A 13,166-nucleotide genomic window follows, 5' to 3' on the forward strand; every position below is an offset into this window, starting at 1 on the left:
GGATATTCCACGCGACACAATCCATATATTCAAGTAGGTTTGTCTACATAGGTTACGTATGGCGAAACAGGTCGTCACCCGCACCTACACTGCTTCCATCAGGAATCAGCAACAGGTGTCTGACGACCTCGATTCGCTCGGGTTCTCAGCCTCGAAACTCTGGAACGTCGGACGGTGGACAATCAGTCGAATTTGGGACGAAATCGGCTACATCCCTGAACACGACGAACTCACCGCGTACCTCAAGAGCCACGAACGCTATGATGACCTGCATTCTCAGTCAAGTCAGCGAGTCCTTCAAGAACTCGCTGAGGCGTTCAACGGCTGGTACGGCAAACGACGTAACGGAGACGTGAGCGCGAACCCGCCCGGCTACCGCAAACACGGCGACGACCACCCGCGTTCAACGGTCACGTTCAAAGCCGCTGGCTTCAAACTCGACACCCAGTACGAGCGCGTTCGACTCTCAAAAGGGTCGAACCTCAAGGAATACTGGTCAGACTTCACCCTCTGCGAATACCAGACTTGCCCCGACGTTGACCTCTCCTCAGTCGAGAGCGTCCAACAAGTACGAGCGGTCTGGACGGGTGACGAGTGGGAACTGCACTTCGTGTGCAAAGTCGAGGTCGACGTGGCCGACACACCGGGTGAGAAGACCGTTGGTGTCGATCTCGGCATCAACAACTTTGCAGCACTCGCCTACGAGGACGGCCACAGCGAGTTGTACCCGCTGAACTGCCTGAAGCAAGATGACTACTACTTCAGCAAGCGGATTGCTCGGTGCGACGACTCCGACTCTGAGCAGGCCACCCGGCTGAACCAGAAAAAGTCTCGACGGCGTACTCACTACTTCCACACACTCTCCAAGCACATTGTTCGGCGGTGTGTTGCGGAAGGCGTTGGGACGATCGTGGTGGGCGATCTCTCCGGAATCCGTGAGGATGAGGAGAACGGTGAGGCGAAGAACTGGGGGACACACGGCAACCTCGATCTGCACTCGTGGGCGTTCGACCGCTTCACCGACCTGCTCGAATACAAAGCCGAGATGGAGGGAATCTCGATTGAGGAGGTATCCGAGCAGGATACCTCGAAGTCGTGTTCGTGTTGTGGTCGCAAGCGTGACGCGAACCGTGTTGAACGCGGGTTGTACGTCTGCGACCAGTGCGGGATGACGGCGAACGCAGATGTGAACGGTGCGGAGAACATTCGACAGAAAGTATCTCCGAGTCCCGCCACGGATGGGGGCGATAGGAGTAACGGCTGGTTGGCACAGCCATCGACGTTCCTGTTTGACAAGGAAACTGGCGTGTTCGCGCCTCAAGAACAGGTCACGTCGTAAACCACAATATCCCAACGCGGTCGGGAATCTTCGCCCTTCAGGGCGGAGAGGATGTCAACGGGTGACCCGCGGACCCGAATCGGTTCGATTCTGGCGGTGCAAACGTTCGTTGGCGGCGTCCTCTTTTTCGCTATCACGATGCTCAGCACGCCAATTGGTGCCGGGGTCGTCTTCTCGGCGGTCGGAATCTTCGCGCTCGGATCGACGGGGCTGTACTACTCCTGTATTTCAACGGTCGTCGCAGACGATGACATCGGTGCCGCCTCCGCCGCCGGCCAACTCGCAGCGACGACGGGCGGCCTGATCACACCGCCGGTGTTTGGGTACCTGATCGACACGGTCGGCTACGATGCGGGCTGGATGCTTCTTGGTGTCCTTTTGTTGATCGCAGCCGGACTCGTGACGGTCGTGATCATCGTCGACGAGTGATTCCCTGACGGAGTTCCTCGTCACTTGGTTTCTGACGAGTCCTCGAATCGAGCCACTGAGAAGTGGTCCGGGACACTTCCCGTGTCGGCGACGTGGTCAGCAACCAGCTTCCCGCTGTAGGGTCCGAGCATGAGCCCGGTCGCACCGTGCCCGGTGGCGAGAAATGCGCCATCGATATCCGGAACGGCTCCGAGCACCGGCATCCCGTCCGCACAGACGGGACGGAGTCCAACCCGGCGGTCCACCACGGTCGCATCGGCCAGACCGGGCGCAACGCGCAGGGCCTCCTCGAGGACTTCGTGGATGCCACCGGCGGTTAGCCGCGGCTCGAAACCGACGCCCGCTTCGCGAGTCGCGCCGACCACGAGCCGGCCGTCCGGCCAGGGAACGATGTAGTGGTGGCGGAAGGCCTTCACGATCGGCCACGTTCCCGTGTCCGCATTCGGGTGCTCGAGATGAACGATCTGCCCGCGCTTGGGGGTGACCGGGATTTCGACGGCCAGTTGCTCGCCGAAAGCGGAACTCCACGCGCCGCCGGCGATCACGACGTGCTCGGCGTCGAACCGGGATCCGGAAGCGGTTTCGACACCGGTGACCTGGTCACCGTCGATTCGGACCTCGGTCACGTCACTGGTCATCGTCGTGAGGCCGTGTTCGCGCCCCGCGTCGCGAAGCGCACGGGCGAAGACATCCCCGTTGACGCGTGCAGCCCCGGGATGGTGGAACGCTCGTTTCGGTTCGGCAAGCGGCGGGAATCGGTCGACGGCTGCCGCGGGATCGAGTTCGTCGACGGGAGCCAGGTCGCTCTGCCTGGAATCGATGCGCGCAACCGTCTCGTCGTAGGACTCGAGTTCGTCCGCCTCGATCGCGACGCCGATGGTTCCCAGTCGGCCGTAACTCGTGTCGCTGTACCCCTCGCACTCGAGTTGCGAGACGAGTTCCGGATAGTATCCAACGGCGTCGGTGGCGAACTCGAACCAGTCGTCGTCGGCGGTGCGGCTGCTCGTAGCGGCCGAGATCACGCCCGCACCGGCTGTGGTCGCTCGACCCTCGTCGTTCCGGTCGAGCAGTACTGTGTTGACTCCCGCTCGAGCCAGGTGGTAGCCGATGGAGGAGCCGACGATACCGCCACCGACGACGACTGCGTCGTACATCGTGTGTTGAATGATATTTGTTACCAATCAAAGGTCTTCGGGTATGGGACTGGATTCGGCCGGTGTAACGGTCCCCCGTTACTTTTCACTGATGACCGTGTACTCGGTTGACATGGATTTCGACGTACTACTTACGAACGCGCGCGTTATCGACGGGACGGGCGCACCGTGGTTCCGGGGCGCGGTCGGCGTCACGGACGACCGTATCGACGCAGTTCTTCGCGAGGAAACCGCCGCGTACGATGCCGACATTCGGATCGATGTCGACGGCGCGGTCGTCTGTCCGGGATTCGTCGACACGCACTCCCACTCCGATCTTCGCCTCTTCGGCGACCCCGTATTGGCGCCCAAGATCAGACAGGGAGTCACGACCGAGATACTCGGCCAGGACGGCTTTTCGATGGCCCCCGTGGACCGGGAACACGGTGCCGACGAGTGGGAAGACCACCTGAGCGGACTCAACGGCCGTCTCGAGGGGGAGTGGACCTGGTCGTCTACGTCTGAGTACTTTGATGCGATCGAAGCCAACGGCGTAGCGCCGAACGTCGCGATGCTCGTCGGGCACGGAACCGTTCGATATCGTGTGCTCGGCATGACCAATCGAGAACCGACTGATGCGGAACTGACGGAGATGCGCGGGCTGGTGACGGACGCGCTGGAGGCGGGCGCCATCGGCCTGTCGACCGGACTCGTCTACACCCCGTGTACGTACAGCACGACGGAGGAGGTTGCGACGCTCGCTGGCCCGCTCGCCGAATTCGGCCGCCCGTTCGTCGCTCATATCCGAAGCGAACGTGACGGTATCTGGGAGGCACTCGACGAGTTCGTCGACATCGGCGCTCGGATGGACGTCCCGTTGCACCTCTCGCATTTCAAACTGGGCGGCGAGTCGCAGCACGGAAAAACGGCGCGGGCACGGGCGCTAGTGGATACTGCCCGCGACCGTGGCGTCGACCTTACCGCCGATCAGTACCCCTACACCGCGGGATCGACCACGCTCTCGTACGTCCTGCCGCCGTGGGTTCACGCCGACGGTCCCGGGCAGGCGGTGGCGTACCTCGACGACAGCGACGCGCGAGCGCGCATCCACGACGAAATCACACACGACACACTCGACGACTGGGAGAACCCCGGTGCGTATTCCGGCTGGGAGAACATCGTCGTGACGAACGTTCGAACCGAAGCGAACGAACACCTCGAGGGGCTGTCCATCGCTGCGGTCGCAGACGAGTTCGACACGGATCCCGTGACGGCGGCGATGGATCTGCTGCTCGAGGAAGAACTCGAGGTGAGCATCGTCAATCACTTGCTCGACGAGGACGACGTCCGGGACATCCTCCGTGACGACCGGGTCGCCGTCGCGACGGACGGCTTATTTGGCGGGAAACCCCATCCGCGGGTCTACGGAACCTACCCCCGCGTGCTCGGACGGTACGTTCGCGACGAAAACGTGCTTTCGCTGGAGACGGCGGTGCGCAAGATGACATCGGTTCCGGCTCGAGCGATGGGGCTTCAATCGAAAGGCGTCCTTCGTCCGGGCATGGACGCCGACCTTGTCGTATTCGATCCGAGCCGAGTCGACTCGCCGGCGACCTACGAGCAGCCCAGACAGTTCCCGACGGGCATCAGTCAGGTGCTGATCAACGGCGAGTTCGCCGTCCGCGACGGTGACACCACCGGGTCGCTTCCGGGCACCGTCGTCCGAAAGGGCGTCTGACACCTCGAAAAGGGCAGCATCTCAGCACCCAATCCGGACCCACAACACAAGACGGTCGCGGGCCTGCTCGCAGCTACGCCGACCGTCCCCCGCTGAGTGCGGCAAGCGCATCGGCGAGCACCTGTGTACACTTCGCGCAGTCCTCCCAGTCGGTCCACTCGAGAGGATTGTGGGAGATGCCGTCTCGCGAGGGCGCAAACAGCATCCCGACATCGGTCACCCGTCCGACGTGCATCGTATCGTGACCGCCGCCGGACGGCAACTCGACCGTCTTTAGCTCCCGCTGCTCGCTCGCATCACGAAGCGCCCGCACGCAGCGCTCGTTCATGTGTGCCGGCTCCGTCGTCCGGTAGCGCTCGAGGTTGCCATCGAGTTCCCGTTCCCGTTCGATTCGAGCGACGGCCTTTCGAGCGCGGTCGACGAGTTCGTCCATCACCGCCGTGTCTACGTCACGGATATCCACGCTGAGTCGCGCCTCTCCGGGAATCACGTTTCGTGCGCCGGGCTCGACGTCGATCTCTCCCACCGTCGCGACCGCAAAGGAACTCTCAGTCGCTGCGACTTCGCGAGCGGCGTGTTCGACCTGTTCGACGAATTCAGCCGCGGCGACGAGTGCATCGGTTCGGCCATCCATCAGCTGCCCGCCGGCGTGATTCGCCTCCCCGACGAACGTCACGCCGCAGTTCGTTAGTCCCGTAATCGCGGTCACGATCCCGACCGGCGCACCGGCGTCCTCGAGCGTCGTCGACTGCTCGATGTGCAGTTCGAACCAGGCGTCCCAGTCGCTCGCATCGAGGCGATCGGTACCGCGAAACCCAATCGCCTCCAGATGTTCCGCCAGCGTCGTTCCCGACTCGTCTTCGAAGGCGAGCGCTTCGTCTACCGACCGCTTGCCCGACGCGACCGACGAGCCGAGGAGGCCGGTCCCGACCCGACCTCCCTCCTCTTCGGTAAAGCTGACGACGTCGATCGGTCGGTCGGGTTCGACGCCGGCGAGTTGCATCGCTCGGACGGACTCGAGTGCAGCGTACACGCCGAGTGGCCCGTCGAAGATGCCGCCGCGCGGAACGGAATCCAGGTGGCTGCCGGCCGCGACCGGCGCAGCGTTCGGATCCGCGCTGTCCGGGGTCCACCGACCGGCGATGTTACCGACCGGGTCGATGCGAACATCGAGACCCAGTTCGTCCATCCGTTCGACCAGATACTCCCGGGCGTCTCGGTCGGCACTCGAACCGGTCAACACCGTTCGTCCGTGGCCCTCGTCGGAATCGACGCGGCCGAACTCGCCGTTCGCGAGCAGGTCGTCACGAAGTCGCTCTGCGCGTACATTCATGCCTGTTGATGCCACGCGGAGCTCTATAAAGAATAGCAGCGCGAGTACCACGGGCCACCGTGCCCGTGGGTGAAGCGCGTCACAACACGAACTTTTAACAAGTGTCAAATTATACTAGAATACAGTGCAGTCGTCCAAACTCACCCAAACCTTATCGTTCGGACTAGACATCCATGCGGGGAGTGGGGTCGACCTGCAAACGGGCTGTATTGAGGCCCGCCGCATCCGCAACGAAGCCAATCGGCTCGACCGAGTCGGTTGGGATTGGGGCGACATTAAATCGACTGTCGTTGATAACGCCGATCACGTTAACAACACCAGCCAACTCATCGTTGACAAGGCACTCGGTGAAATCGAAACCTATCACGACAACAAAGATGACGGGTGGGGTCGACCTTACCCATACATCGACGAGTCGTACCCGATGGTGATGAACCACCGCGAAGGCTATCGCCTGTTCCCCGAAGACGACGGGACGGTTCGGTTCCGTATCACTGCCACAAGAGGCACGCACGTCAAAGGCGAACTCCGTGGCAACCCCGACCACTTCGATAGACTCCAAATCGCATTCAACGACGAAGAATGGCGGGTTGGAACCGCTGAAGTCGTTCACAAACACAATGAGTGGCGACTCCACGTCACCGTCACCCACGAGACTCATCGCGTCGCCAGCAAGAACGACGCGGACACAATTGTTGGTGTGGATGTGAACGAGGACTGTATTGCCCTTGCTGCAATGAGTCGGAACGGTGGGGTGAAGCAGTCGGTTGTGTTTGAGTATCCGTCAGTGAAAGAACAGCGACACGAGTTTTTCACCAAGCGCAAGCGGATGCAGAAAGCCAACCAGACCGCGTTTGCATCCACCGTGCAGACGGAGGAACGGGACTACGTTCACGATTGCCTGCACAAAGTGTCGCGCCGAGTAGTTGACTGGGTCTCGCAGTTCACGAATCCGGTCATTGTCTTTGAAGACCTCAAAGACATGCGAGACTCCATCGACTACGGAACGCGGATGAACCGTCGCCTCCACTCACTCCCGTTCGCTGCACTCCAAGAGATGGTGTCGTACAAGGCTGCATGGGAGGGGGTTCCGTCCGACGAGGTTGACCCCGAGTACACAAGCCAGCGGTGCCCAAGAACGGAGTGCCAGCACACAGAACGAGCGAACCGACACAGAAAGCGGTTCAAGTGCCAGCAGTGCGAGTTTCAAGACCATTCCGATAGGAAGGCGGCGGTGTGCGTTGTGCAGAATTGGTTTGACGAGCAGTCTGGAAATGTGCCGCCTCTCGAAACCCTTCCACGAGTTCGGACGGTGAGACGGGCGGCATCGGGCGGTGGTGGAGCCGCCGACTCTCACGGACGCCATTCGCGTTCGGGTGTTACCTCCGCAGAGGAGGCGTAACCAGAGATGGAAGCGCGAGAGGAATTAAAGACCGTTGCATCAGCAGTGCAGGACTAAACACGGACGCCCCGCGCCACCGTGCGGGGGGTACTTCACAAGAGTCACTGGCGTGTTTCGCCACGTGGTGTGTGCCTCAGACGGCGTGGTTTATGAGGAGCGACCCCGGCGTGGACTCTAACCGATGACCTCCAACTCTGACGAGTTCACTATAGTAACAACTGCAACTAGTTACACACTGATCACCGAGCAGGCTGGCGATCAGGTGTGCATTGACTTGCAGTGGCTACTATAGCTACTGCTCATTTCAGTAGAGCCCCACGATTGTTCAGGGCAGCGACCAGTGAGAGGTGAACAGAAATGATGAGTACTATGATACAATAGCTTGTAGTAATGGGAACGTCGCTACATCTTAACGTTGAATGCAAAACAGACACCGGGTGGGAATTCGTGGAAACAGACGTTTCGCAACCGGGTGGGTACGACATGATGGGATGTTTGTTCGGTATCAGAAACTGCTGCAACTTTGAACCAATCGCACCTCCCGACAGAGGCATCCCAGAGAATGCAAGTGACCAGTTTGAGCCCTTAAGAGACGATGATGAGTTTCTTACAACGTGGGTCGGATTAGACGAGATCGAGGCAATTGATTGGGATGAGTATGCGAACAGACGTGACTCACGAGTAAGTTTCTACGACGAGGGTGGAAACTATATCAAGAAGGTTGGGGCATTCAGTATCCCCTGTGAAGAAGACTTTGACTACATGGAGCGAGTGAACAACGGGGAAGAAGTTACGCTAACGTTAGCTAAGGACTGGTTTGAGTTTGACGCCGGGGACGAGGTAACGCTCGTACGCGAGTGGCGGCAGCGGAAAGACGTGAAAAACGACGGATGGGAAGACAATTTTGAAATTTTTCGCGGGTTAGCTGATGAATATGGGGGGTCAAAGAACGTACGTATGATCGCCATCGCTGTTGGATGACTGAAGACTAGTTCACGCATATTGATTCATACGCATCAATACCGTGCCGTAGTGGGGATCGAACGGCGAGTAGAACGGATCAAAAGATGTCAAATCCGCTTCGAAAAGAACCTGTTGTACTCTTCTGGCTCTGTTGAAATCCTTAGTGAGTTACAGGTTCAGTCGATAGTTTGAGTAGATGCAGACCCTCCCAAAGTCTCGGTCGCTCAGATTTGTCGAGGAAGCATTTCAGTTAGCGAAACGTGCCGTAGCTCGATACTCCTCGAAGTTCTCGAAATAACGCTACACGCTCCATCAGCACATCGTTCTCCTCTGTCTCAAGGTTCGGAAGAACACGACCTATCGTACACTCCTCGACGAACTCATCGAGATGCCCCGTATCCGGAACGCGATCAATCTCACTGAACTGCCAGCCCCATCAACACTGTGCAAAGCGTTCGATAGACTCGATATGGCTGTCTGGAGAGTGCTGTTCAATCTCTCTATTTCACTGCTCCCGACCAACGGCGTTGCGGGAATCGATGCTTCGGGATTCGACCGCAGTCACGCCTCGAAACACTACACGAAACGCGCCGAGTTCACGATTCAGCAACTCAAAGTAACACTGTTAGTCGATTCCAAAGTGAACGCAGTGCTTGATCTACACGTGACGACGACACGCAAACACGATAGCCAGATTGCTCCGTCGTTGATCAAACGCAACCCCGAGACTATCGACATCCTGCTCGGGGACAAAGGCTACGACGACCAGAAGATCAGACGGCTTGCCCGTCAACACGATATTCGTCCACTAATCAAGCATCGTGAGTTCACACCGCTTCACAAGGCATGGAACGCACGCTTAGACGCCGACATCTATGGCCAACGGAGTCAATCAGAGACAGTCAACTCAACGCTCAAGCGGAAGTACGGCGCGTTTGTCCGTTCACGACGCTGGTGGAAGCAGTTCCGTGAACTCGCTCTTACGTGTATCGTCCACAATCTTGACCAAGCCCTCTAACGATCAGTGCAGGGCGTGAATGTTGCACGAGTCAAAGCGCGATCAACGCAGAGGATCGAATGGTCAGTACGTGAGAGATACATGGCATCTTACCATCGAATGTGAGATTTATCACGAACCGTTATTTCTACGTACAGGAGTCAGAATGCCCATGCGTTCTAAAGAAATCATTATGAGGTAGGTGACGGCACCTGCAAAGAGAACCGCTGCAACTTGTGACCCCTGACGTGATTCAATAAATTGCCCAAATACAACTGTACCAACAACACCAGCAATGACAAATACAAGGCCAACAGCCAGTCCACGTCGATAGTATGGCATTCTACTGAATCTTTTCCTCCTGAAATATTAAGTACTTGTGTCAATTAATCGGTCTACTTCTGTCCTTTACAGACCTTGGTCCTTTGTTCCATACAGTATTTGGTTGAACAGCACGGTCAATAAGCACGTGTAGTGTGCAGTAGATTCACGCGAATAAATCTCTAAAGAAGAGGGTTTCAACAGAGCCACTCTTCTTTAATCCGGCAGGCGCGTTCTTCAATCCGATTTCTTGTGAAACTAGTGATCTCGGAGGTTGAGGACGAGTTCACTATAGTAACAACTGCAACTATTTACACACTGATCGCACAGCCATCGTGCGATCAGGTGTGCATCGACTTGCAGTGGCTACTATAGCTTCCGCTCATTTCATTCGTCTACAATGGTTCTTAACCTGAAGAATATTCAGCTACACTCTTGATCGGTCAGTACAGGCCGCATATGCATCACGGGCCATACTATCCATCAATTAGAGTTAATTTCTCACGTGTCTCAGTTGGAATTGGGTTGACGTATTTCACATCTTCGTCGTCACAAAGATCGTCGAAATCGCCGTCAGTTGTAATCAAGTAATCGGCGTCATATGCTCGTGCAAGCGCAACGATGAACGAATCGTACACGTCGTGGTTTTTCTCAGCGCTGATCTCGTACGCCTCAAGCAGCGTTGTCTCGGTGGCACTAATGATTCGTGCAGGGCTACGAACAAGTGATTGGATAGCATTTCGAGCATCAACTGCGTCGACTCCAAAATTGCTCGTCATCAGATACTGTGCTCGCAACGGATAATAATCAAACACGAGCAAGACGTTTGGCCCATCAATTGCGTTTTGGATCCACGGATACACATCGTCATGTGCAGGATGATCATCGGTGAGCGCGATTGCTAGTACGTTCACGTCAGTGAGAACTGTCACTTCAGTAGGGAGAGAATCAGTCATCGGATAGTCGCTCACTGGTCCATCGGCCCGAAGAGGGTTTCTCCGGCATCAGTTGGTGTCGTGTTCTCCCAGTTCTTCTGACCGGCTGTTGCTGTCTCTAATTTCGAGCTTGGTTTGGGGTTGACTTCAAGGACCGACCCGACGAGGGTTGCAGGAATCTCATCGTTTGATTCGATTCCTAATCGGTCCCGAACCTCTTTTGGGAGTGTTACCCGCCCTCTATCGTCCACTGTGAGTGTGAGTTCTTCCCCGTTGTTCGCTTCAAATGCGGACTTTCCCATTTTGAATCATCTGATTCCCACTACTATGCTGACATACAAAACTCTTGCGCCACTCGAAATGCTGATTAGTTCGCACACGTAGTGATCAGCACCTCAAAGAATACGACCTTGGACTAAAATCTTTCAAGTAGTCATTCCTTAGTAAAGAATTCCTCGTCATAGTCTCGATCAAAGTCTTCGCGGGAGCTATTGTCACATCTTCACCGAGTAGGTCAACGTACGGATCACTGTCACTCCGCCTCGCTAACTCTTCTTTCGCCCCCTCATTCTCAACCCACTCCACCAGCTCTTGCTTCCCACCCTCAACTTGTGCCTGCATATCAAACATCGTCCGATACGCGTGGATGATCTCCAATCGCTCCATTTTTGCTACTACATACTGCCCACGCTCTGTAATCCGATACTGATTCTTCACCGATGTCTCCCGGTCGTCGATTTCCGGAGTAATCAGCCCAAGGTCTTTCGCTTCCCCGATCCGCTTCGACAACGTTGACGAACTAATCTGTAATCGTTTGTTCAGATGTTTGAACCGCTTGGAATCACCCTTCAGCACCACAAGGAGACCAATACCGTGAAGATCGTCTCTCAGACGAACACAAGCAGGTCGTGCGGACTATCGAGCAGGTACTGGTTGCTGTCGCACGCGAACACGACGTGTCCGCACCGGACGAGGTTTTCCATCCTGATCCGAGTGTTGACACACCTGTTGGTATTGAACAGGATGATCGTTCTATCAGACATAATTTCAGACAACGTCTGGCATTAGAATACTGTTGTATTCGACGTTTTGCTCTCTGTCTTGTGAAATTGCCCAACGCCCCCAACTAGCCATGTGTGTGAATGACTACACAAAGCATTAGACGGTTAGCATAGATGCCCTCTGTATGACCGTTGATACGATCATCACGGGCGGGACAATCGTCACACCAGGGAGCGAAATGGAAGCAAGTGTCGCCATCGACGACGGCATCATCACCGCAGTCGGCGCGGAGTCAGCGCTTCCGCGAGGCGAAACCCGAATCGACGCGTCGGGGTTGCTCGTGCTCCCCGGTGTCGTTGACCCACACGTTCACATCGACGAGGTGCCGGCTAATCGAGCGGGGACGTACGAAACCGAATCTGCTGCGGCCGCGCTCGGCGGCGTCACGACGCTCATCGATTTCGCGTGGCAGGGCGGCGACCGGTCGTTCGAGGACGACGAAGCGAGCCTCCTTGATGGAATCAAACACAAAAAGGCGAAAGGAGAAACCTCGCACGTCGATTTCGGGCTCCACGGGGTGCTCCATCGCGAACGACCCGAAACGTTCGACGAACTCGCACCCGCAATCGAGGCGGGCGTCACCTCGTTCAAGTTGTTCATGTCGACGTACGATGTCGGCGTTTCGAACGGATTTATCGACGAAGCGTTCAGACACATCGCGGACCTCGATGCGGTCGGAGTGTTGCACACGGAGGACCCGACGGTTTGCGAACAACAGGAATCCCGTCTGCGGAAGGAAGGACGGGGAGACCCCGTCGACTATCCGGATTCGCGCCCGGATTACACGGAGGCGATGGGTGCCGCTGCGGCGCTTCGAATGGCGGAAGAAGCGGGCGTCAAGTACTACAGCGTTCACACGTCGTGTCGAAAGGCTGCGGAGGTGATCGAGGCGTTCCGGACCGACGGGAGCCGCGTTCGAGCGGAAACGTGTACACACTACACCGCGCTGGATCGATCCGTCCACGAGGAGGTTGGAAACGACGCGATGATTGCACCCCCGCTTCGATCACAAGCCGATGTCGCGGCGATGTTCGAGTATCTGAAACGCGGAACGCTGAGCGTCGTCTCGACCGACCATGCCGTCTACCACTCCTCGTTCAAGGACGTCGACCAGTGGTGGAACAGCCCGTACGGTGCAAATAGCGTTCAGCGTAGCCTCCCGGTGTTTCATCACGAGGCGGTCGTCGAACGCGGGTTTTCGTATCCGTTCCTCGTTCGAGTCATGTGTTCGAACCCGGCCAGGACCTTCGGAATGCCCCAAAAGGGGACGCTCGAACCCGGGACGGACGCAGATATCGTCCTTTTCGATCCGAACAAGACACAGACGATACGGGCGGAGACGAACGCGTCCAACGCATCAACCTCGATTTACGAAGGCCGTGAGGTCGCTGGTGCGGTTGATCGGACGCTCGTTCGAGGGACAGTTGTGGCGGATGGTGACGACGTCGTTTCCGATCCGGGTCACGGGTCGTTCGTCGAACGCGAATTACCTGACTGGTCCACGTGACTGCTGT

General features: G+C 57.3%; 12 protein-coding genes and 1 pseudogene. 7 read left to right on the top strand and 6 right to left on the bottom strand.

Annotated features, from left to right (window positions below):
• Nucleotides 1-58: 58 nt before the first annotated feature.
• Together NMAG_RS19160 and NMAG_RS19165 are read left to right on the top strand one after the other, a co-directional pair.
• Nucleotides 59-1,339, top strand: coding sequence for an RNA-guided endonuclease InsQ/TnpB family protein (locus NMAG_RS19160; RefSeq protein ID WP_004216283.1), 1,281 nt, complete (start codon nt 59-61; stop codon nt 1,337-1,339).
• A 51-nt stretch (nt 1,340-1,390) separates the two neighbouring features.
• Nucleotides 1,391-1,768: an MFS transporter gene (locus NMAG_RS19165; RefSeq protein WP_004216284.1), complete on the top strand. Its 378-nt coding sequence runs from the start codon at nt 1,391-1,393 to the stop codon at nt 1,766-1,768.
• A 20-nt stretch (nt 1,769-1,788) separates the two neighbouring features.
• Here NMAG_RS19165 and NMAG_RS19170 read toward each other — a convergent pair whose 3' ends face one another.
• On the bottom strand, nt 1,789-2,922 hold the full coding sequence (locus NMAG_RS19170; protein ID WP_004216285.1) for an NAD(P)/FAD-dependent oxidoreductase: 1,134 nt from the start codon (nt 2,920-2,922) through the stop codon (nt 1,789-1,791).
• A gap of 112 nt (nt 2,923-3,034) precedes the next feature.
• Here NMAG_RS19170 and NMAG_RS19175 point away from each other — a divergent pair, with 112 nt between their 5' ends.
• Nucleotides 3,035-4,639: an N-acyl-D-amino-acid deacylase family protein gene (locus NMAG_RS19175; protein WP_004216286.1), complete on the top strand. Its 1,605-nt coding sequence runs from the start codon at nt 3,035-3,037 to the stop codon at nt 4,637-4,639.
• A 73-nt stretch (nt 4,640-4,712) separates the two neighbouring features.
• Here NMAG_RS19175 and NMAG_RS19180 read toward each other — a convergent pair whose 3' ends face one another.
• Nucleotides 4,713-5,972, bottom strand: a complete 1,260-nt coding sequence (locus NMAG_RS19180) for a M20 family metallo-hydrolase (protein ID WP_004216287.1) — start codon at nt 5,970-5,972, stop codon at nt 4,713-4,715.
• A gap of 124 nt (nt 5,973-6,096) precedes the next feature.
• On the opposite strand from NMAG_RS19180, the gene NMAG_RS19185 reads away from it, so the two are divergent.
• The 3 genes and pseudogenes from NMAG_RS19185 (at nt 6,097) to NMAG_RS19195 (ending at nt 9,355) form a co-directional block, all read left to right on the top strand.
• Nucleotides 6,097-7,374, top strand: coding sequence for an RNA-guided endonuclease TnpB family protein (locus tag NMAG_RS19185; RefSeq protein ID WP_012996945.1), 1,278 nt, complete (start codon nt 6,097-6,099; stop codon nt 7,372-7,374).
• 447 nt (nt 7,375-7,821) lie between these two features.
• Nucleotides 7,822-8,355: a hypothetical protein gene (locus tag NMAG_RS19190; RefSeq protein ID WP_237076862.1), complete on the top strand. Its 534-nt coding sequence runs from the start codon at nt 7,822-7,824 to the stop codon at nt 8,353-8,355.
• 178 nt (nt 8,356-8,533) lie between these two features.
• Nucleotides 8,534-9,355, top strand: a pseudogene (locus NMAG_RS19195) (IS5 family transposase).
• Nucleotides 9,356-9,466: 111 nt separating this feature from the next.
• On the opposite strand, the gene NMAG_RS21805 reads toward NMAG_RS19195, so the two are convergent.
• The 4 genes from NMAG_RS21805 to NMAG_RS19210 all read right to left on the bottom strand — a co-directional run bounded on the left by NMAG_RS21805 (nt 9,467) and on the right by NMAG_RS19210 (nt 11,448).
• Nucleotides 9,467-9,676 (bottom strand): hypothetical protein, encoded by a 210-nt coding sequence (locus tag NMAG_RS21805; RefSeq protein WP_148221946.1) that lies wholly within the window; start codon nt 9,674-9,676, stop codon nt 9,467-9,469.
• A 455-nt stretch (nt 9,677-10,131) separates the two neighbouring features.
• The gene (locus tag NMAG_RS19200; protein ID WP_004216294.1) at nt 10,132-10,611 is read right to left on the bottom strand and encodes a type II toxin-antitoxin system VapC family toxin; all 480 of its coding nucleotides are present in this window, start codon (nt 10,609-10,611) and stop codon (nt 10,132-10,134) included.
• 11 nt (nt 10,612-10,622) lie between these two features.
• On the bottom strand, nt 10,623-10,892 hold the full coding sequence (locus NMAG_RS19205) for an AbrB/MazE/SpoVT family DNA-binding domain-containing protein (protein ID WP_004216296.1): 270 nt from the start codon (nt 10,890-10,892) through the stop codon (nt 10,623-10,625).
• Nucleotides 10,893-10,977: 85 nt separating this feature from the next.
• Nucleotides 10,978-11,448 carry a winged helix-turn-helix transcriptional regulator gene (locus NMAG_RS19210; RefSeq protein WP_335332417.1) on the bottom strand — a complete coding sequence of 157 codons (471 nt, stop codon included), beginning with the start codon at nt 11,446-11,448 and terminating at the stop codon, nt 10,978-10,980.
• A gap of 328 nt (nt 11,449-11,776) precedes the next feature.
• Here NMAG_RS19210 and NMAG_RS19215 point away from each other — a divergent pair, with 328 nt between their 5' ends.
• A complete protein-coding gene (locus NMAG_RS19215) occupies nt 11,777-13,159 on the top strand; it encodes a dihydroorotase (protein ID WP_004216298.1) in 1,383 nt (460 codons plus the stop codon).
• Nucleotides 13,160-13,166: the final 7 nt, after the last annotated feature.

Origin of the sequence: Natrialba magadii ATCC 43099 (assembly GCF_000025625.1) — an archaeon.
In the GTDB taxonomy this organism is placed as follows: Archaea; Halobacteriota; Halobacteria; order Halobacteriales; family Natrialbaceae; genus Natrialba; species Natrialba magadii.

Excerpts from the sequence above, each read along its gene's own strand:
- NMAG_RS19160 (WP_004216283.1), top strand. The coding sequence starts at position 59 with ATGGCGAAACAGGTCGTCACCCGCACCTACACTGCTTCCATCAGGAAT.
- NMAG_RS19165 (WP_004216284.1), top strand. The coding sequence starts at position 1,391 with ATGTCAACGGGTGACCCGCGGACCCGAATCGGTTCGATTCTGGCGGTG.
- NMAG_RS19170 (WP_004216285.1), bottom strand. The coding sequence starts at position 2,922 with ATGTACGACGCAGTCGTCGTCGGTGGCGGTATCGTCGGCTCCTCCATC.
- NMAG_RS19175 (WP_004216286.1), top strand. The coding sequence starts at position 3,035 with ATGGATTTCGACGTACTACTTACGAACGCGCGCGTTATCGACGGGACG.
- NMAG_RS19180 (WP_004216287.1), bottom strand. The coding sequence starts at position 5,972 with ATGAATGTACGCGCAGAGCGACTTCGTGACGACCTGCTCGCGAACGGC.
- NMAG_RS21805 (WP_148221946.1), bottom strand. The coding sequence starts at position 9,676 with ATGCCATACTATCGACGTGGACTGGCTGTTGGCCTTGTATTTGTCATT.
- NMAG_RS19200 (WP_004216294.1), bottom strand. The coding sequence starts at position 10,611 with ATGACTGATTCTCTCCCTACTGAAGTGACAGTTCTCACTGACGTGAAC.
- NMAG_RS19205 (WP_004216296.1), bottom strand. The coding sequence starts at position 10,892 with ATGGGAAAGTCCGCATTTGAAGCGAACAACGGGGAAGAACTCACACTC.
- NMAG_RS19215 (WP_004216298.1), top strand. The coding sequence starts at position 11,777 with ATGACCGTTGATACGATCATCACGGGCGGGACAATCGTCACACCAGGG.